This window comes from Streptococcus sp. 151470009-6, assembly GCF_053628175.1.
Genome location: NZ_JBSEZF010000001.1, coordinates 252,164 through 271,741 on the forward strand (window position 1 = coordinate 252,164; position 19,578 = coordinate 271,741).

Genomic DNA, 19,578 nt, shown 5'->3' on the forward strand with positions numbered 1-19,578 from the left:
AATTATGACATTTAAATCAGGATTTGTAGCCATTTTAGGACGTCCCAATGTTGGGAAGTCAACTTTTTTGAATCACGTCATGGGGCAAAAGATTGCTATCATGAGTGACAAGGCGCAAACAACGCGCAATAAAATCATGGGGATTTACACCACGGATAAGGAGCAAATCGTCTTTATCGACACACCTGGGATTCACAAGCCTAAGACGGCTCTTGGAGATTTCATGGTGGAATCTGCCTACAGTACTCTGCGTGAAGTGGATACTGTTCTATTCATGGTGCCAGCTGATGAGCCACGTGGTAAGGGCGACGATATGATTATCGAGCGTCTGAAGGCTGCCAAGGTTCCAGTTATTTTGGTAGTCAATAAGATTGACAAGGTTCACCCAGATCAGCTTTTGGCTCAGATTGATGACTTCCGTAACCAGATGGACTTTAAGGAAATTGTCCCTATCTCAGCCCTTCAAGGAAATAACGTTTCTCGTCTAATTGACATCCTCAGTGAAAATCTTGAGGAAGGTTTCCAGTATTTCCCAGCTGATCAAATCACAGACCATCCAGAGCGTTTCTTGGTTTCTGAAATGATCCGTGAGAAAGTCCTACACCTAACTAGAGAAGAGATTCCCCACTCAGTTGCAGTTGTGGTGGACTCTATGAAGCGTGATGAGGAGACCGACAAGGTTCATATCCGGGCAACCATCATGGTCGAGCGTGATAGTCAAAAAGGTATTATCATCGGTAAAGGTGGCGCCATGCTTAAGAAAATTGGGACCATGGCCCGTCGTGATATCGAACTCATGCTAGGGGACAAGGTTTTCCTAGAAACTTGGGTCAAGGTCAAGAAAAACTGGCGTGATAAAAAGCTAGATTTGGCTGACTTTGGCTACAATGAAAAAGAATACTAAGTAGAGGTGGGCTCATGCCTGCTTCTTGTTTTTACAGAAGGAGGAGTTATGCCTGAATTACCTGAGGTTGAAACGATTCGTCGTGGCTTAGAAAAATTGATTTTGGGAAAGAAGATTTCGAGTGTAGAGATTACTTATCCTAAGATGATCAAGACGGATTTGGACGAGTTTCGAAAGGAAGTGCCTGGTCAAGTAATTGAGTCCATGGGGCGCCGTGGCAAATATCTACTTTTTTACCTAACAGACAAAGTCTTGATTTCGCATCTACGGATGGAGGGCAAGTATTTTTACTATCCAGACCAGGTTCCTGAACGCAAGCACGCCCATGTTTTCTTTCATTTTGAGGATGGTGGCACTCTTGTATATGAGGACGTACGCAAGTTTGGTACTATGGAACTGCTGGCACCCGACCTATTGGATACCTACTTTATTTCTAAGAAACTAGGTCCTGAGCCAAGAGAACAGGACTTTGATTTGCAGGTCTTTCAAGCTACCTTAGCCAAGTCTAAAAAGCCTGTAAAATCCCACCTCCTAGACCAGACCTTGGTCGCTGGTCTTGGAAATATCTATGTGGATGAGGTTCTCTGGCGAGCTCAGGTTCATCCAGCTAGATCTTCCCAGACTTTGACAGCAGAGGAAGCGTCAGCTATTCATGACCAGACCATTGCTGTTTTGGGACAGGCAGTCGAAAAGGGTGGTTCCACCATTCGGACCTATACCAATGCCTTTGGGGAAGATGGAACCATGCAGGATTTTCATCAGGTCTATGATAAGACTGGTCAAGCATGTTCACGCTGTGGCACCATCATTGAGAAATTCCAGCTCGGTGGAAGGGGAACTCATTTTTGTCCTCAGTGTCAAAGGAGGGACTGATGGGGAAAATCATTGGAACCACAGGAGGAATTGCCTCGGGTAAGTCAACTGTGACAAATTTTTTGAGACAGAAAGGTTTTCAAGTGGTGGATGCCGACGCAGTCGTCCATGATCTACAAAAACCTGGGGGTCGCCTATATCAGGTCTTAGTCCAGCATTTTGGTCAGGAAATTATCTTAGAAAATGGAGAACTCAATCGCCCTCTCCTAGCTAGTCTTATCTTTTCAAATCCTGAAGAGCGGGAATGGTCTAAGCAAACACAAGGAGAGATCATTCGTGAGGAACTGGAAGCATTGCGAGATCAGTTAGCTCAGACAGAAGCAATTTTTTTCATGGATATTCCCCTGCTTTTTGAACAGGGATATGCCAACTGGTTTGATGAAACGTGGCTGGTCTATGTTGACTATGATATCCAATTAGAACGTTTCATGAAACGGGATCATCTTTCTAAGGAAGTTGCCGAGTCTCGTCTTTCCGCCCAGTGGTCTTTAGAAGAAAAGAAAAAACTAGCGAGTCGTATATTAGATAATAATGGCAGTCGTGATCAGCTTGTAAGTCAAGTAGTCAAGTTACTTGAAGGAGGCGATAGCTGTGCAAGAGATTAGTTGGAAAGAGAATCTTCGTGTCGCCTGGTTTGGTAGTTTTCTAACTGGGGCCAGTATATCCTTAGTCGTCCCTTTCATGCCTATCTTTGTGGAGCAGTTGGGAATCGAGCAGGATCAAGTTGCTTTCTATGCTGGATTAGCCATCTCAGTTTCAGCTGTTTCCGCAGCTTTAGTTTCTCCAATCTGGGGCATTCTTGCTGACAAGTACGGTCGAAAACCCATGATGATTCGAGCAGGCCTTGCCATGACCATTACTATGGGAGGTTTGGCCTTCGTGCCGAATATCTATTGGCTAATCTTTCTTAGATTACTAAATGGTGTATTTACAGGTTTCGTACCAAATGCGACGGCTTTAATAGCCAGTCAAGTTCCTAAGGATAAGTCTGGCTATGCTTTGGGGACTTTATCAACGGGAGTAGTAGCTGGAACCCTAACGGGTCCCTTTGTTGGGGGCCTGGTTGCTGAAATTTTTGGTATTCGAAATGTTTTTCTGTTGATTGGTGCCTTCTTGTTTTTAGCTGCACTCTTAACCATTTTCTTTATCAAGGAGGATTTTCAGCCAATAGCTAAGGAGAAAGCAATACCAACAAAGGAATTGTTCGCTTCAATCAAGCACTCTCATCTTTTGATTAGTTTATTTTTGACTACCTTTGTCATACAATTTTCAGCTCAATCCATTGGTCCCATTTTGGCTCTCTATGTGCGGGACTTAGGGCAGAACGAAAATCTCCTCTTCATCTCAGGCTTGATTGTATCTAGTATGGGATTTTCTAGTATGATGAGCGCTGGAGTGATGGGAAAGCTTGGTGATAAGCTAGGGAATCATCGACTTCTTATTCTGGCTCAGATGTATTCAGTCATCATCTACATTCTGTGTGCCAGTGCGACCAGTCCTCTTGAACTCGGTTTGTATCGTTTTCTCTTTGGTTTAGGAACGGGTGCTCTGATACCAGGTATCAATGCCTTGCTTAGCAAAATGACTCCCAAAGCTGGCATTTCAAGGATTTTTGCCTTTAACCAAGTCTTTTTCTACCTTGGAGGTGTTGTTGGCCCTATGACTGGTTCAGCAGTCGCGGGGCAATACGGCTACCACTCTGTTTTTTATGCGACGGCTGCTTGTGTGGCTTTCAGTTGTTTATGTAACTTAGTTCAATTTAGATCATTATTAAAAGTAAAGGAAATCTCGTGCGAGTAAAAATTAATCTCAAATGCTCCTCTTGTGGTAGCATGAATTATCTAACTAGTAAGAACTCAAAAACCCATCCAGACAAGATTGAAGTGTTAAAATATTGTCCAAAGGAAAGAAAAGTAACTTTACATCTTGAATCTAAGTAGAATTTATGGTAAAATAATAGGGATTTTAAGGAGTTTGATATGTATAACCTATTATTAACCATTTTATTAGTATTATCTGTTGTGATTGTGATTGCGATTTTCATGCAACCAACCAAGAACCAATCCAGCAATGTATTTGATGCCAGCTCAGGTGATTTGTTTGAACGTAGTAAAGCGCGTGGTTTTGAAGCTGTGATGCAACGTTTGACAGGTATTTTAGTCTTTTTCTGGCTAGCCATTGCCTTAGCATTGACGGTATTATCAAGTAGATAAGAAATGGGCGAGACTAGGTCTTAGCCTATTTTTATTTTGAATGATGTTTACTAAAGTTATCACTCAAAAAATTATAAAAATCTAGAAAGAAAACATGAAAGATAAAATTAAAGAATATTTGCAAGAGAAGGGGCGAGTGACGGTAAATGACCTAGCTCAGGCTCTCGGAAAGGATGGATCCAAGGATTTCCGTGAGTTGATTAAGACCCTGTCTCTGATGGAAAGAAAGCACCAGATTCGATTTGGAGAAGATGGTAGCCTCACCTTGGACCAGAAGAAGAAACATGAAATCACTCTCAAAGGGGTTTTTCATGCCCATAAAAATGGCTTTGGCTTTGTCAGTCTGGAAGGTGAAGAGGACGACCTTTTTGTAGGAAAAAACGATGTCAACTATGCCATTGATGGCGATACCGTTGAGGTCGTCATTAAGAAAGTTGCTGATCGTAATAAGGGAACGGCAGCAGAAGCCAAAATTATTGATATCCTAGAACACAGTTTGACAACCGTTGTCGGGCAAATCGTTCTAGATCAGGAAAAGCCCAAGTATGCTGGCTATATTCGTTCCAAAAATCAAAAAATTAGCCAACCGATCTATGTGAAGAAACCGGCTATCAAGTTGGAAGGTACTGAAGTTCTCAAGGTCTTTATTGACAAATACCCAAGTAAGAAACATGATTTCTTTGTTGCTAGTGTGTTGGACGTGGTGGGACACTCGACTGATGCTGGGATTGATGTCCTTGAAGTTTTGGAATCCATGGATATTGTCTCAGAATTCCCGGAAGCTGCTCTCAAGGAGGCTGAAAGTGTGCCGAATGCTCCATCAGAGAAGGATATGGAAGGTCGTCTTGATTTAAGAGATGAGCTTACTTTTACCATTGACGGAGCGGATGCCAAGGACTTGGACGACGCCGTTCACATCAAGCCTTTGAAAAATGGCAATATGGAACTCGGGGTTCACATCGCGGATGTTTCCTACTATGTGACAGAGGGTTCTGCACTTGACAAGGAAGCCCTTAACCGCGCGACTTCTGTCTATGTAACAGACCGAGTGGTTCCAATGCTTCCAGAGCGTTTATCAAATGGCATCTGCTCTCTCAATCCTCAAGTCGATCGCTTGACCCAGTCTGCCATTATGGAAATTGATAAACATGGTCGTGTAGTCAACTACACCATCACACAAACGGTTATCAAGACTAGTTTTCGTATGACCTATAGCGCTGTCAATGACATCCTAGCTGGCGATGAGGAACAGAGACAAGAGTTTAAGAAAATTGTTCCTAGTATCGAACTCATGGCCAAGCTTCATGAAACTTTAGAAAGCATGCGTGTGAAACGTGGAGCTCTCAATTTTGATACCAGTGAAGCTAAGATTTTAGTGGATAAAAAAGGTAAGCCTGTTGATATCGTTCTTCGTCAGCGTGGTATTGCCGAGCGGATGATCGAGTCCTTCATGTTGATAGCCAACGAAACGGTTGCCGAGCACTTCAGCAAGCTGGACCTACCTTTTATCTATCGGATTCACGAGGAGCCTAAGGCTGAAAAAGTTCAGAAGTTTATTGATTACGCTTCGAGCTTTGGTTTGCGAATTTATGGGACTGCCAGTGAGATTAGCCAGGAGGCACTTCAAGATATCATGCGTGCGGTTGAGGGAGAACCTTATGCGGATGTATTATCCATGATGCTTCTCCGTTCCATGCAACAGGCTCGTTATTCAGAGCATAACCACGGTCACTATGGTCTTGCTGCAGACTATTACACTCACTTCACCAGCCCCATTCGCCGTTATCCTGACCTTCTAGTCCATCGGATGATTCGCGACTATGGGCGTTCTAAGGAAATAGCAGAGCATTTTGAACAAGTGATTCCAGAGATTGCAACCCAGTCTTCCAACCGTGAGCGTCGTGCCATCGAGGCTGAGCGTGAAGTAGAAGCCATGAAAAAGGCTGAGTACATGGAAGAATACGTGGGTGAAGAATATGATGCGGTTGTATCCAGCATCGTTAAGTTTGGTCTTTTTGTCGAATTGCCAAATACAGTCGAAGGCTTGATTCACATTACCAATTTGCCTGAATTTTATCATTTCAATGAGCGGGATTTGACTCTCCGTGGGGAGAAATCGGGCACAACCTTCCGTGTAGGACAGCAGATTCGCATTCGAGTTGAAAGAGCCGATAAGATGACAGGTGAGATTGACTTCTCTTATATCCCAAGTGAGTTTGATGTCATTGAAAAAGGCTTGAAACAAGCTGGTCGCAAAGAAAGAGGTCGTGGTTCAAGTCGTCGTTCAGACAAGAAGGAAGACAAGAGAAAATCAGGGCGCTCAAATGATAAGCACAAGCATTCACAAAAAGATAAAAAGAAAAAAGGCAAGAAACCTTTTTACAAGGAAGTAGCTAAGAAAGGAGCCAAGCATGGCAAAGGGCGAGGGAAAGGTCGTCGCACAAAATAAAAAGGCGCACCACGACTATACAATCGTAGATACGCTAGAGGCAGGAATGGTCCTGACCGGAACGGAAATCAAGAGCGTTCGAGCTGCTCGAATCAATCTCAAGGACGGCTTTGCTCAAGTAAAAAATGGGGAAGTCTGGCTGAGCAATGTTCATATCGCCCCTTACGAAGAGGGCAATATCTGGAACCAGGAACCAGAACGCCGTCGTAAACTCCTGCTCCATAAGAAGCAAATTCAAAAATTGGAACAGGAGACCAAAGGGACAGGAATGACCCTTGTTCCCCTTAAAGTCTATATCAAAGATGGTTATGCTAAACTCCTTTTAGGACTTGCTAAAGGGAAACATGACTATGACAAACGGGAGTCAATCAAACGTCGTGAACAAAACCGCGACATCGCGCGTGTGATGAAAGCTGTCAACCAGCGTTAAGAAGAGGAAGTAAAATGGAAAAATTAATTGCCTATAAACGGATGCCCTTGTGGAATAAACAAACCATGCCTGAAGCTGTCCAGCAAAAGCACAATACTAAAGTCGGCACTTGGGGAAAAATTACTGTGTTGAAAGGGGCTCTCAAGTTTATTGAATTGACTGAAGATGGTGAGGTTCTAGCTGAGCACCTCTTTGAGGCAGGGGCTGACAATCCCATGGCGCAACCGCAAGCCTGGCACCAAGTAGAGGCTGCAACAGACGATGTAGAGTGGTACTTGGAATTTTATTGTAAACCTAAGGATTATTTCCCTAAGAAATACCAGACCAATCCAGTCCATTCAGAGGTCCTAGAGGCTATGCAGACGGTGAAACCAGGAAGAGCCTTGGATTTGGGTTGTGGTCAGGGGCGTAACTCTCTCTTTCTCGCACAGAATGGTTTTGATGTGACAGCTGTGGATCAAAATGAATTGTCCCTTGAAATCTTGCAAAGCATCGTAGAGCAAGAGGATCTAGACATGCCTGTCGGACTATACGATATCAATTCAGCCAGCATTAGCCAAGACTATGATTTCATCGTATCGACAGTTGTTCTGATGTTCCTACAAGCGGACCGCATTCCAGCTATTATCAAAAATATGCAGGAGCACACTACGGTCGGTGGCTATAACCTTATCGTCTGTGCCATGGATACAGAGGATTATCCTTGCTCAGTCAACTTCCCATTCACCTTTAAAGAAGGGGAGTTGGCGGACTACTACAAGGATTGGGAATTCATTAAGTACAATGAAAATCCAGGACACTTGCACCGTCGTGATGAAAATGGTAATCGCATTCAACTACGCTTTGCGACTATGTTAGCCAAAAAAGTAAAATAAACATACACGAAGGTCGGGAAAAAAGAAGGGGAATCAAATAGAAAAATTGCTTCTTTACTTGGAAAAGAGCTCTTTAAACTGTCCATACTGAAATCAAACGTGAGACAGTCTTATTGATTTCAAATAAAAGCGCTGATTCTGTCAATCAGGCTCTAAAATTCATCTTAAAACAGCATTAAATTCTTTCCATCACGACAGATAATTGAACAGGATTCAACCACTTGTCTGATGTGTTTTCTAAGAAACATATCTACTATGCATATCCCTGTTCCTCTTTGGAAAGAAGAACTAATGACAATCACAACAGGCTCATTCATAGATGGTTACATAAATGAACTAAGAAAACGACTCCCAAAGAAGTCGCTTTCATTGAAAATTGGAATAACAACTATCCTAAAAAATGATTGTACTACAAGTCGCTCAGAGAAATTCTTCTTGCTGTCTAACTTGAACTGAACAATTTGATTTGTTCCTAATTTGCTAACGAAAAATGAAAGCGCTTGACAAAATAGTTGTATTGGTTGTAAAATATGAATGATGTGAGAATTTTTGTTTTAAATATACGGAACTGGAATATCGATATAAAAGGAGATAAATATGAAACAAAAAGATAAGTTAAATGTATATGAACGCAGAAGAAGGTTTAGTCTCAGAAAAGTTTCAGGCATTGGGGTAGTGTCTGCAGTTATTGGGATTATTGGCTTTTCTTCACTTCCTCTTGAAACAGCTTCAGCTACTGAAACAGATATTACAGTAAACTATAAATATGCTACTATGGATGAGCTAACAGAAATAGAGAAAAAACTTATTGTAAACGAGTTACCAAAGGATCTTGTAGATGGTTCAGATTTGTTTGTTATCTATCGTAGAGATACTACAAATGATATTTTACCAGATACTGGAAGTAATGCATTGTCCTTGGCTTCTATTATTGGAACAGGTCTACTGTTGGTTGCTTATATCATAAAAAAATCTGGTAACTCAGATAAGAAGATTGTCAAGAGTATTTTGTCAATCTCTTTGGTTGGAGGAGCTTTGACGGTAACAACTGTATCTGCTTTGACTGTTGCTACTTTATCTAACTATAACCATACCGAAATGATAACAGTAGGTACAACTCTCCCAGATGGTAAAGTGAATATTTCTGGATATCGGTTTGTAGGTTACATTGATGGAAAAGATCTAGATATGAATCCAACTACACCTGCAACTTCACTTCCAGCAAAGGAAAATAAAATTCAGGATACTATTGTTCCAACGGATAATCCTGGGAAAGATGCTATTGATGATGGTAGTAGTGGTAAAGTGGAGCCTATTAAACCAATAATGCCACCAAAAGAAGATGAACCAGTTAAGCCTGTAGACCCTAAAGTTATTGATAAAATTATTAAAGTGGATGATTCTGGGAAAACTTTAGAAGATGTCACTGGTTATATAAAAGTTAGCACGAGTCAACCTGTTGAAACACGAGAAGTTCAGAATGGTCAGCCAGTTATAATTCGAACTGTAACTGAAGTTTACAAGAAAGATACTGTATATGAAGAAAAAACAACTGCTGACATTCTTAAGGGAACAAATGTTGTCATCCCATCTACATTAGTGGAAATATTGTCTGAGGAAGTTGTGGAAGATGAGACGCCAGCTAAAACTACCCCAACCCCTGCTAAACAAACAGTTGAAAAAAATTCAGAAATTGAAAATCTAGGAACAGTACCTTCAACAGAATCATCAGTAAGAGAGGATAAAAAAGAAGAAATTCCAGCTCCAGTTGAGACTTCAAGCTCTAGCTTGGAAACTATTGCAGAGTCCACAATAGTTAAAGCCAAAAAAGTTATTCGTACTATACGCTCTACAGAAGACATTCCGTTTGAAGTGGTTGTTAAGAAGGATAGCACTTTAGCTGAAGGTGTGACTAAGGTAGAAACAGAAGGGAAACTTGGGAAGAAAGTTTCTACTAAAAAGATTACCCTAGTGGATAATGTAGAAACTGTACAGGAAACAATCTCAGAAACAAGAGAAGAACCTCAAAATAAAGTTCTTCTGATTGGAACGAAGAAAATAGGAACTCAACCAAACATTAGTGAAGTAGCACCAAGTGCGAACTCAGCTGAGAATCTTGCTACTGATTCCAAAGCTACAACACAAAAAATTCCTAACCCAAGTTACTATACAGTCGAGGTTACTGAATCTGAAAATAAAACAGTCGTCACTGACCGTGAAAAAGTTCGTGAGTTAGTAAAAAATAGAACACCGTTTCTAAATCTTGCTTCACCAGATGAAGGAAAGTTGCTTCAGATCAAGACGATAGAAGTCTATAATAATACAATGCTTGAAGGTCAGCGACAATTACGAGATATTCAAGCTAGTTATGTGACGGTAAATGTTAAGAAAAAACGGGTTCTAAGTAACAAAGAACAACAAACGGAATTAGTAATTAGCAAAGATATACCATTAATTACTAAAGTTTATCATATAGGTACCCCCAAAAATGGGTTGTCTAGGAAAGATGTAGTTGTTTCAGGACACGCATACGATAGTAACAATAATGCACTTGAAGAAAAATCTATATCAGTTTATAAAGATAATAAATTAATTACTGAAGTTAATACTGATTTTGATGGCTATATGTTTGCTCATTTAATCTCTAATCAATCTTATACTTTAAAATCTAAAGACTTCGAAGCTAAAGTCACTGCTCTATCTTATGGTGATCCGATAATTGAAAATATAAAGGGACGTTTTGAATTAGGAAGAAAATATTCAGATGATATGGTGGACTATCATCTAAAAGGCAAGGTAATTTACGTTAATGACGGTCAATATCAGAGCGAAAGTGACGATGGGAAAAAATTAGTACTGTCTAAAGAAATTAATGCCAGAGCAGGTGATATTCTTGTGGTCCCACCATCTAAGATTTATGAGACTTCAAAAGCTATCAAAATCAAATCAATTAGCACTATTAATAATCAATCAGTTATTGAATATAGTGTTCCATCATTGTACGAGGTTGTACAAAATATCAACACAAAAGCTTGGTCATCTAATATTAGTAGTGCTACTTTTATTCCAGCTAAAGGAGTCACTGTAAAAAAAGAATCAAATACAGATACAAGTCTATTTAGAAGTGTCTCTCTTGAAGGATCTTTTTCATCATCAGTCTCATTGTCTGGTAAGAGAAATGATGATAAAAGCATCAAAGGAACGCTATCATTTAATATTGAAGGTAAGGTTTGGTCAGAGGCTGTTGATTTAAATTTCTGGACTCCTAAACTAGATTTTATGAATTTTGATATCAATAATGAATTGAGTTTTACCACAGAAGGTTCTTTAGAATTTAGTGCATCAGAAGAAATAGAGATTCCATTGGGAGAATTGATTTTACCTACACCGGTTACGGGAGTGACAGTACATATCCCTATAAGTCTTAAAACAACTGTTGAAGGGAGTTTAACTGTTTCGGTATCAAGTACATATTCAATTCAAAATTCAATAAAGTTACAAAATTGGGTTCCTGAATTTAAGCGTGCTGTCCATCATACAATGAAAGTGGGAGAAGTAAAAGCTAAAGCTACAGTCCAAAGTGGTCCAGAAATAAAAGTAAAACCCAAAATATTAGGAATAGATACAGTTTCTATTTCTGCTAATGCAGGGTTAGGAATAGAATCTTCGTATTCGAGAACAAGCCTTTCAGTGGAGGATAAGAAAGATCTAATTACTGGAAAAAATGATAAACTTATTACATCAACTATTTCTATAAATGATAAAAAAATTTCCATCGAAGAGTTTGGTTATCTAACCTTAAAGGCTGAATTAGAAATTTTGAAGCAAGCTAAAACTCTTGGATTTAATCTCGAAGGATTCAAGGAATTAAATTATGAATTAACCTTATTTGATGGTAAATTAATATATAAAAAATATGAGCTTGATTTAGGAAATGATTATAAGGTTGAACTAGTTCGCAATCCAGAAGAATTATTTGAAAAACTAACTAAACCATTCATCTTTACTAGTGGTGCCGGAGGATGGTACACAGGAATGTCCATTTCCAAAGATGGTAGTGTCAAAGGAACTTTCCTTGATATGAATCGTGGAGTTACTGGTTCAAATTATCCAAATGGTCAAATGTATCTTTCTAAATTTACAGGTAAATTTAAAAATCTAGTTAAAGTTAATGACTATGAATACAAGATGACTTTAGCTGATTTGGACTATCCTAAGGCGGGAGAAACAAAGATTGTTAATGGTGTGAAAATTGATACAACTGAACCTTATGGAATAGCAAATGCGAAATCTCCTGGAAAAGAATTTATTCTTTATTTACCAGGTCGTCCAGTTAAAGATTTACCAAAAGAAGTTGGTGACTGGATTTATGATTTCAAAAAACGAATGCCGGAGAAGTTAACAAGAGCGGTAATTTTTAATAAAGATAAAGGTTGGGCATTTGTAGAAAGTAATGAGACGATAAGTAAAGTGCCTGTTGATGATGAACTTGCTATTAAAGAAATTATTTACAATGGTCATGTTTATCAATTTTCTAAACTGGTAAAATCTAAAGCTGTTATGAACGCTGACTCTTTGTATGTGCGCCAGTTTAACCCAGGTGAATTAATAGATTATTACAATACATATAAAGGGGATAAAACCTATCAACTGGAAGATGTTATTAAGGCTTTACACGCGCCTGCTAAAAAAGTAAGTGTACCTTTGAAGGATTATACTGAGAAACAATGGCGTAAATTGGCTAATGATAAAAAATTTCCGATAGAATGGTTTTATTCACAGGCAGACAAAGCTTTCTATGAAGTTGCCAAAGGTGGGCGAGGAGGATATGCTTCTCCGCTACATATTGAACCAAGTAACAAATGGGTAGTGTCTGATAATGGCATTGAAGTAAAAACTTATCTTAATGATGGGGTTGCTACACCTTATCAGAAATACCTATTGAAGAAAAATAATAAGAAGTATGATGGTGGAATAAATAAAACGCCATACTATATTTCTAAGGTTACCAGATTATAAGTCTCTTTTCTATCATTTGTCAAATCTATCAAGGCTTTAAAAAATAATGAGATAAGACAGTAACTATTCAAGGTTACTGTCTTATTTTGACACTTGTTTTAATATAAAAAATAGCTCTTTGTCAACTGTAGTGAGTTGAAGAAAATTCATACTTTTCCGAATAGATAAGGTAGAAGGATTTACATATATAAGCATTATAAGTATAATTTAAATTAGAAAGGTGACTATAAATGCCCATTATAGGTAAGGAAATGGTAAAATTAGCTCTTGCAAATGGATGGATTGAAGTACGTAAGAGAGAAAGTCATCATCATTTTAAGAAAGAAGGGATCCCCTATCTTGTCACTATTTCAGTTCATGGTAATGAGGATCTAGGAAAAGGTTTAGAGAGAAAAATATTAAAAGATTTGGGCTTGTAGTAGATTTGGAACAGTGGAGGTGTGTTATGCTAAAATCTTATCCTACTATTTTTCATAGGGAAGGCAAAGGATATTGGGATGAATTCCCTGAATTTGGAGGCGGGACAGAGGGGGCAACTATTGAACTTGCCATGAAAAATGCTCATGAAATGCTTGAAAGTGTGTTAGCTTCTTATATTGACGAAGGACTGGCTTTGCCTGCTCCTAGTGACATTGCTAAGTTGAAAGTCCCTGATGGATTTGTAACTTTGATTCAAGTAAATCCATTGCCTTTTGTGAAAAATAATAAGGCGATTCGAAAGAATGTCACGGTTTCAAAGTGGTTGGTCAGATTGGCAGATCGTGAAAAAGTGAACTATTCTGAAGTATTGACGCAGGCTTTAGAAAGTCGCTTGCAGCTTTAACCGAAAAGGCTGGAATTCCAGTCTTTTTTGCTTCTTTTTCGAATAGAAAAGAAAAGGAGGTAGACCATGTTTGTAGCCAGAGATGTCAAGGGAAAATTGGTGAATGCCCTCGAAAAAGACGTAACAAAGCAGCCCTACACTTGTCCAGCCTGTGGGGGCGGACTACGATTACGTCAGGGACAGAGTATTCGAACGCACTTTGCCCATGAAAGGTTAAGGGATTGTATGGCTATTTTTGAGAATGAAAGTCCAGAACACTTAGGCAACAAAGAGGCCCTTTATCACTGGTCCAAGAAGAACAATCAGGTCGCCTTAGAATATAGTCTGCCCGAGATTCAGCAGATAGCAGATGTTCTCGTCAATGGGAAACTAGCTCTGGAGGTCCAGTGCAGCCCCTTGTCTCAAAAGCTTTTAGGTCATAGAAGTCAAGGCTACCGTAGCCAGGGCTATCAGGTTATCTGGCTACTGGGAGAAAAACTCTGGTTAAAGGAGAGATTAACACAACTTCAAAGGGGATTTCTCTATTTTAGTCAAAATATGGGATTCTATGCTTGGGAACTAGATTTCAAAAAGCAAGTTTTGAGACTCAAATACCTTTTGCATCAGGACCTACGTGGCAAACTTCATTTTCAGATCAAGGAATTTCCCTATGGCCAAGGAAATCTCTTGGAAATTCTACGATTTCCTTATCAAAAACAAAAACTGCCTCGTTTTGCAGTTGTGCAAGACTCCACTATCTGTCACTACATTCGCCAGCAGTTGTACTACCAAACGCCTTACTGGATGAAGAAGCAGGAGGAGGCTTATCAACGAGGAGATAATCTATTAAACCGTCAACTGGACGACTGGTATCCTCAGGTCAGACCGATAGAATCAGGTGATTTTATGCAGATTGAAACGGATTTGACTAGCTATTATAGAAATTTTCAGGCTTACTATCAAAAAAAACCGAAAAATAATTGCCAAAAGCTCTATCCACCAGCCTTTTATCACTTATATTTCTCAAAAAATGTGGTAAAATAGAAAGGATGGAGGAATCTTATGGTATTACAACGACATGAAATAAATGAAAAAGATACATGGGATCTTTCAACAATCTACCCAACAGACCAGGCTTGGGAAGAAGCCTTGAAAGATTTAACTGAAAAAGTACAAACAGCATCTCGATATGAGGGGCATCTCTTGGATAGCGCAGACAGTTTGCTTGAGATTACAGAATTCTCACTTGACTTGGAACGCCAAGTTGAAAAGCTTTATGTCTATGCACATATGAAAAATGACCAGGACACACGTGAAGCCAAGTATCAAGAGTACTATGCTAAGGCAATGACCCTATACAGTCAGTTAGAACAAGCCTTTTCATTCTATGAACCTGAGTTTATGGAGATTAGTGAGGAGCAGTATGCGGCCTTCCTAGAAGCTCAACCAAAACTCCAAGTTTACAAGCACTTTTTTGACAAGCTCTTGCAAAAGAAAGACCATGTTCTTTCGCAACGTGAAGAAGAATTGTTGGCTGGAGCAGGAGAGATCTTTGGCGCAGCTAGTGAAACCTTTGCTATTTTGGACAATGCGGATATTAGCTTCCCATATGTCCTTGATGATGAAGGCAATGAAGTGCAACTCTCACACGGTACTTACATCCGTTTGATGGAGTCTAAAAACCGCGAAGTGCGTCGTGGTGCCTATGAAGCCCTCTATGCGACTTACGAGCAATTCCAACACACTTATGCTAAGACTTTGCAGACAAATGTTAAGGTGCAAAACTACCGTGCCAAAGTTCGAAACTATAAGAGCGCTCGCCATGCAGCCCTCGCAGCAAACTTTGTTCCAGAAAGTGTCTATGACAATTTGGTAGCAGCAGTTCGCAAGCATTTGCCACTTTTGCATCGTTACCTCGAGCTTCGTTCTAAAATCTTGGGGATTTCTGATCTCAAGATGTACGATGTCTACACACCGCTATCTTCAGTAGAATACAGCTTTACCTACGAAGAAGCCTTGAAAAAGGCAGAAGAGGCCTTGGCAGTCTTGGGTGACGACTACTTGAGCCGTGTCAAACGTGCCTTCAGCGAGCGTTGGATTGATGTCTATGAAAACCAAGGCAAGCGTTCTGGTGCCTACTCTGGTGGTTCTTATGATACCAATGCCTTTATGCTTCTCAACTGGCAGGACAATTTAGATAATCTCTTTACCCTTGTCCATGAGACAGGTCACAGTATGCACTCCAGCTATACTCGTGAAACTCAACCTTATGTTTACGGAGATTATTCTATCTTCTTGGCTGAGATTGCCTCAACGACCAATGAAAATATCTTGACGGAGAAATTATTGGAAGAAGTAGAAGACGATGCAACTCGCTTTGCTATCCTCAATAACTTCTTGGACGGTTTCCGTGGAACGGTCTTCCGTCAAACTCAATTCGCTGAGTTTGAACATGCCATCCACCAAGCAGATCAAAATGGAGAAGTCTTGACAAGTGATTTCCTCAATAAACTCTACGCTGACTTGAATCAAGAGTACTATGGACTCAGCAAGGAAGATAATCCTCAAATCCAATACGAGTGGGCACGCATTCCACACTTCTACTATAACTACTATGTATACCAGTATTCAACAGGTTTTGCAGCTGCTTCAGCCTTGGCTGAGAAGATTGTCCATGGTAGTCAAGAAGATCGTAATCGCTATATCGACTACCTCAAGGCAGGGAAGTCAGACTATCCACTCAATGTCATGAGAAAAGCGGGAGTGGACATGGAGAAGGAAGACTATCTCAACGATGCCTTTGCAGTCTTTGAACGTCGCTTGAACGAGTTTGAAGCCCTTGTTGAAAAATTGGGACTAGCTTAAGATGGTAGAGTCTTATAGTAAAAATGCCAATCACAATATGCGACGTCCCGTCGTCAAGGAAGAAATCGTAGAACTCATGCGCCAGCGTCAAAAGCAGCTGACAGGTTCCTTGAAAGAATTGGAGACCTTCGCTCGAAAGGAAAATATTCCGATCATTCCTCATGAAACGGTTGCTTATTTCCGTTTTCTCATGGAAACCATGCAACCTAAGAATATTTTGGAGATTGGAACGGCAATTGGCTTTTCTGCCCTCCTGATGGCGGAGCATGCGCCAGATGCTAAGATTATAACCATCGACCGTAATCCTGAAATGATAGGCTTCGCCAAGGAAAACTTTGCCCAGTTTGATAGTCGCAAGCAAATCACTCTTGTAGAGGGAGATGCAGTCGATGTCTTGTCAACCTTGACTGAAACTTATGATTTTGTCTTTATGGATTCGGCTAAGTCCAAGTACATCGTCTTTCTACCAGAAATCCTCAAGCATTTGGAAGTTGGTGGAGTAGTAGTCTTGGATGATATTTTCCAAGGAGGAGATGTTGCCAAGGACATCATGGAAGTCCGCCGTGGTCAACGAACCATTTACCGTGGTTTACAAAGACTTTTCGAAGCAACTTTGGACAATCCAGGTTTAACAGCAACTTTAGTCCCACTTGGAGACGGCATTCTCATGCTACGAAAGAATCTAGCAGAAGTAGAGCTTCCTGAAAGCGAATGATTTTCAGAAAAATTTAAGAAATTATAGTAAAATAAATAAGGTAACACTTACCGTAAAAGGAGTAAACATGAAGAAAAAACTTATGGCAGGAGCCATCACACTTTTATCAGTAGCAACACTCGCAGCTTGTTCAAACAGTTCTGAAGGAAAAGATTTGATCAGTATGAAGGGCGATGTGATAACGGAACATCAATTCTTTGACGAAGTAAAGAACAATCCAACTGCTCAACAAGTCTTGCTAAATATGACCATCCAAAAAGTATTTGAACAACAATATGGATCAGAGGTAACGGATAAAGATGTGGATGACGCCGTTGCTGAAGAACAAAAGAAATACGGCGATAGCTACAACAGCGTGCTTCAACGTGCAGGTATGACACCTGAGACTCGTAAAGCTCAAATCCGTACTAGCAAATTGGTTGAATTGGCTGTTAAGAAGGCCGCTGAGAGCGAATTGACAGACGAAGCCTACCAAAAAGCTTTTGAGTCTTATACACCAGATGTAACAGCTCAAATCATCCGTATGGACAATGAAGATAAGGCAAAAGAAGTGCTTGAGAAAGCTAAAGCAGAAGGAGCGGATTTTGCCCAGCTTGCTAAAGAATACTCTAACGACGATAAAACAAAAGAAAATGGTGGAGAAATCACTTTTGACTCTGCTTCTACAGAACTTCCAGAACAAGTCAAGAAAGCAGCCTTTGCCTTGGATGTGAACGGAATTTCTGATGTGATTACAGCTACTGGAACACAAGCCTACAGCAGTCAGTTCTACATCATCAAAGTAACGAAGAAAACAGAAAAATCTTCTAATATAGAGGATTACAAAGAAAAATTGAAGACCATCATCTTGACTCAGAAACAAAATGATTCAGCCTTTGTTCAAGGAGTAATTGGTAAAGAATTGCAAGCAGCAAACATCAAGGTTAAAGATCAAGCCTTCCAAAACATCTTCACCCAATACATCGGTGGTGGTGACTCAAGCTCAAGCAGCAGCTCTTCATCTAACTAAGAAAGTAAAAAACAAATCTCTTTTGAGATTTGTTTTTTTATACCTGATACTAGAAAATGAGTAAAATTCGAAGGATTAAAGGATAAGAGTTTTTTTCTTTCTGAAAAAGTGGTATAATAGCAATCAAAACTAGAAAATAAAACGGAATTGGGAACAGAAGTGTCTGTTCCTATTAGAGTGGTGAAATATGAAAATTAGTAAAAGGCACCTACTAAACTATTCCATTTTGATTCCTTACTTCCTTTTGTCGATTTTGGGTCTGATTGTGGTTTATTCGACAACGAGTCCAACCCTGATTGAAGAAGGGAAAAGTGCCTTTCAATTGGTTCGTAACCAGGGAATCTTCTGGATAGCTAGTTTGATTCTGATTGCCTTAATCTACAAATTAAAATTAGGTTTCCTGAGAAATGGACGTCTCATTTTTATCGTAATGATTGTGGAGATGGTTCTTTTAGCTCTGGCGCGTTTGGTTGGTACACCTGTCAATGGAGCTTACGGATGGATTTCTGTAGGACCTGTAACGATTCAGCCAGCTGAATACCTTAAGATTATCATCATCTGGTACCTAGCACATCGATTTTCAAAACAACAAGATGAGATTGCGGTTTATGACTTCCAGGTTTTGACACAGAATCAGTGGCTGCCTCGAGCTTTTAACGACTGGCGTTTTGTTCTGCTAGTTCTGATTGGTAGTTTGGGAATTTTCCCAGACTTGGGAAATGCGACCATCTTGGTCTTAGTGGCGCTCATCATGTATACGGTTAGTGGGATTGCCTATCGTTGGTTCTCGACCATTCTAGCTCTCTTGGCAGGAAGTTCAATGTTAGTCTTGTCTGTCATTCGCTTTGTTGGGGTTGAAAAGTTCTCTCAAATTCCTGTATTTGGTTACGTTGCTAAACGTTTTAGTGCCTTCTTTAATCCCTTTAACGACCTAGCAGGTGCAGGACACCAGCTCGCAAATTCCTACTATGCCATGGTAAATGGAGGCTGGTTCGGACTGGGACTGGGGAATTCTATCGAGAAGCGTGGTTATCTGCCAGAAGCCCATACGGATTTTGTCTTTTCGATTGTCATCGAAGAGTTTGGATTCGTAGGAGCCAGTATGATTTTGGCTTTACTCTTCTTCTTGATTTTGCGAATCATCTTGGTTGGTATTCGAGCAAAGAATCCCTTTAACTCCATGGTTGCTATTGGTGTCGGAGGGATGATCCTTGTTCAGGTCTTTGTCAATATCGGTGGGATTTCTGGGTTGATTCCTTCTACAGGGGTAACCTTCCCCTTCCTTTCACAAGGTGGGAACAGTCTACTGGTATTATCCGTAGCCATCGCGCTTGTACTGAACATTGATGCAAGTGAAAAACGTGCCAAACTTATCAGAGAATACGAGAATCAAACCGATGAAAGTCTGTAAGGATTGTATGGAA

Annotated in this window: 17 protein-coding genes and 1 pseudogene; all 18 read left to right on the forward strand. The window is 40.1% G+C overall.

Going from position 1 to position 19,578, the window contains the following annotated elements; genetic code table 11:
- Positions 1-4 precede the first annotated feature (4 nt).
- Entirely contained in the window at positions 5-904 is a 900-nt protein-coding gene (gene era / locus ACUW6H_RS01350; protein WP_000143274.1) for a GTPase Era, read from the forward strand.
- A 48-nt stretch (positions 905-952) separates the two neighbouring features.
- Positions 953-1,777: a DNA-formamidopyrimidine glycosylase gene (mutM, locus tag ACUW6H_RS01355; RefSeq protein ID WP_454359996.1), complete on the forward strand. Its 825-nt coding sequence runs from the start codon at positions 953-955 to the stop codon at positions 1,775-1,777.
- Positions 1,777-2,382, forward strand: a complete 606-nt coding sequence (gene coaE / locus ACUW6H_RS01360) for a dephospho-CoA kinase (RefSeq protein WP_454359998.1) — start codon at positions 1,777-1,779, stop codon at positions 2,380-2,382. The genes mutM and coaE overlap by 1 nt, the downstream gene beginning before the upstream one ends.
- Positions 2,369-3,577 carry a multidrug efflux MFS transporter gene (locus ACUW6H_RS01365; protein WP_454360000.1) on the forward strand — a complete coding sequence of 403 codons (1,209 nt, stop codon included), beginning with the start codon at positions 2,369-2,371 and terminating at the stop codon, positions 3,575-3,577. Before coaE ends, ACUW6H_RS01365 begins: the two co-directional genes overlap by 14 nt.
- Positions 3,568-3,717, forward strand: a complete 150-nt coding sequence (gene rpmG, locus ACUW6H_RS01370) for a 50S ribosomal protein L33 (RefSeq protein ID WP_007519517.1) — start codon at positions 3,568-3,570, stop codon at positions 3,715-3,717. The genes ACUW6H_RS01365 and rpmG overlap by 10 nt, the downstream gene beginning before the upstream one ends.
- Positions 3,718-3,756: 39 nt before the next feature.
- Positions 3,757-3,990, forward strand: coding sequence for a preprotein translocase subunit SecG (gene secG, locus ACUW6H_RS01375; RefSeq protein WP_000282517.1), 234 nt, complete (start codon positions 3,757-3,759; stop codon positions 3,988-3,990).
- 94 nt (positions 3,991-4,084) lie between these two features.
- Positions 4,085-6,439 (forward strand): ribonuclease R, encoded by a 2,355-nt coding sequence (rnr, locus tag ACUW6H_RS01380; RefSeq protein ID WP_454360264.1) that lies wholly within the window; start codon positions 4,085-4,087, stop codon positions 6,437-6,439.
- On the forward strand, positions 6,402-6,869 hold the full coding sequence (gene smpB, locus ACUW6H_RS01385) for an SsrA-binding protein SmpB (RefSeq protein ID WP_001051742.1): 468 nt from the start codon (positions 6,402-6,404) through the stop codon (positions 6,867-6,869). Before rnr ends, smpB begins: the two co-directional genes overlap by 38 nt.
- A gap of 14 nt (positions 6,870-6,883) precedes the next feature.
- A complete protein-coding gene (gene tehB / locus ACUW6H_RS01390; RefSeq protein ID WP_454360267.1) occupies positions 6,884-7,744 on the forward strand; it encodes an SAM-dependent methyltransferase TehB in 861 nt (286 codons plus the stop codon).
- A gap of 113 nt (positions 7,745-7,857) precedes the next feature.
- Positions 7,858-8,148: pseudogene (locus ACUW6H_RS01395) on the forward strand (IS30 family transposase); the annotation flags it as partial.
- Positions 8,149-8,341: 193 nt separating this feature from the next.
- A complete protein-coding gene (locus tag ACUW6H_RS01400) occupies positions 8,342-12,763 on the forward strand; it encodes a G5 domain-containing protein (RefSeq protein WP_454360269.1) in 4,422 nt (1,473 codons plus the stop codon).
- A gap of 230 nt (positions 12,764-12,993) precedes the next feature.
- Entirely contained in the window at positions 12,994-13,182 is a 189-nt protein-coding gene (locus ACUW6H_RS01405; protein ID WP_096407508.1) for a type II toxin-antitoxin system HicA family toxin, read from the forward strand.
- A 26-nt stretch (positions 13,183-13,208) separates the two neighbouring features.
- The gene (locus tag ACUW6H_RS01410) at positions 13,209-13,586 is read left to right on the forward strand and encodes a type II toxin-antitoxin system HicB family antitoxin (protein ID WP_454360271.1); all 378 of its coding nucleotides are present in this window, start codon (positions 13,209-13,211) and stop codon (positions 13,584-13,586) included.
- Between the two features lie 66 nt (positions 13,587-13,652).
- Positions 13,653-14,609 (forward strand): competence protein CoiA, encoded by a 957-nt coding sequence (locus ACUW6H_RS01415; protein ID WP_454360273.1) that lies wholly within the window; start codon positions 13,653-13,655, stop codon positions 14,607-14,609.
- A gap of 18 nt (positions 14,610-14,627) precedes the next feature.
- The gene (pepF, locus tag ACUW6H_RS01420) at positions 14,628-16,430 is read left to right on the forward strand and encodes an oligoendopeptidase F (RefSeq protein ID WP_454360275.1); all 1,803 of its coding nucleotides are present in this window, start codon (positions 14,628-14,630) and stop codon (positions 16,428-16,430) included.
- 1 nt (position 16,431) lies between these two features.
- Positions 16,432-17,145: an O-methyltransferase gene (locus ACUW6H_RS01425; protein ID WP_454360277.1), complete on the forward strand. Its 714-nt coding sequence runs from the start codon at positions 16,432-16,434 to the stop codon at positions 17,143-17,145.
- A 67-nt stretch (positions 17,146-17,212) separates the two neighbouring features.
- Complete coding sequence (gene prsA, locus ACUW6H_RS01430; RefSeq protein WP_454360279.1) at positions 17,213-18,154, forward strand: peptidylprolyl isomerase PrsA; 942 nt, start codon at positions 17,213-17,215, stop codon at positions 18,152-18,154.
- Between the two features lie 187 nt (positions 18,155-18,341).
- Positions 18,342-19,565 (forward strand): cell division peptidoglycan polymerase FtsW, encoded by a 1,224-nt coding sequence (gene ftsW, locus ACUW6H_RS01435; RefSeq protein WP_454360281.1) that lies wholly within the window; start codon positions 18,342-18,344, stop codon positions 19,563-19,565.
- The last annotated feature ends 13 nt before the right edge of the window (positions 19,566-19,578 follow it).

Coding starts and splice junctions, on each gene's coding strand:
- era (WP_000143274.1), top strand. CDS start 5: ATGACATTTAAATCAGGATTTGTAGCCATTTTAGGACGTCCCAATGTT.
- mutM (WP_454359996.1), top strand. CDS start 953: ATGCCTGAATTACCTGAGGTTGAAACGATTCGTCGTGGCTTAGAAAAA.
- coaE (WP_454359998.1), top strand. CDS start 1,777: ATGGGGAAAATCATTGGAACCACAGGAGGAATTGCCTCGGGTAAGTCA.
- secG (WP_000282517.1), top strand. CDS start 3,757: ATGTATAACCTATTATTAACCATTTTATTAGTATTATCTGTTGTGATT.
- rnr (WP_454360264.1), top strand. CDS start 4,085: ATGAAAGATAAAATTAAAGAATATTTGCAAGAGAAGGGGCGAGTGACG.
- smpB (WP_001051742.1), top strand. CDS start 6,402: ATGGCAAAGGGCGAGGGAAAGGTCGTCGCACAAAATAAAAAGGCGCAC.
- tehB (WP_454360267.1), top strand. CDS start 6,884: ATGGAAAAATTAATTGCCTATAAACGGATGCCCTTGTGGAATAAACAA.
- ACUW6H_RS01400 (WP_454360269.1), top strand. CDS start 8,342: ATGAAACAAAAAGATAAGTTAAATGTATATGAACGCAGAAGAAGGTTT.
- ACUW6H_RS01405 (WP_096407508.1), top strand. CDS start 12,994: ATGCCCATTATAGGTAAGGAAATGGTAAAATTAGCTCTTGCAAATGGA.
- ACUW6H_RS01410 (WP_454360271.1), top strand. CDS start 13,209: ATGCTAAAATCTTATCCTACTATTTTTCATAGGGAAGGCAAAGGATAT.
- ACUW6H_RS01415 (WP_454360273.1), top strand. CDS start 13,653: ATGTTTGTAGCCAGAGATGTCAAGGGAAAATTGGTGAATGCCCTCGAA.
- pepF (WP_454360275.1), top strand. CDS start 14,628: ATGGTATTACAACGACATGAAATAAATGAAAAAGATACATGGGATCTT.
- ACUW6H_RS01425 (WP_454360277.1), top strand. CDS start 16,432: ATGGTAGAGTCTTATAGTAAAAATGCCAATCACAATATGCGACGTCCC.
- prsA (WP_454360279.1), top strand. CDS start 17,213: ATGAAGAAAAAACTTATGGCAGGAGCCATCACACTTTTATCAGTAGCA.
- ftsW (WP_454360281.1), top strand. CDS start 18,342: ATGAAAATTAGTAAAAGGCACCTACTAAACTATTCCATTTTGATTCCT.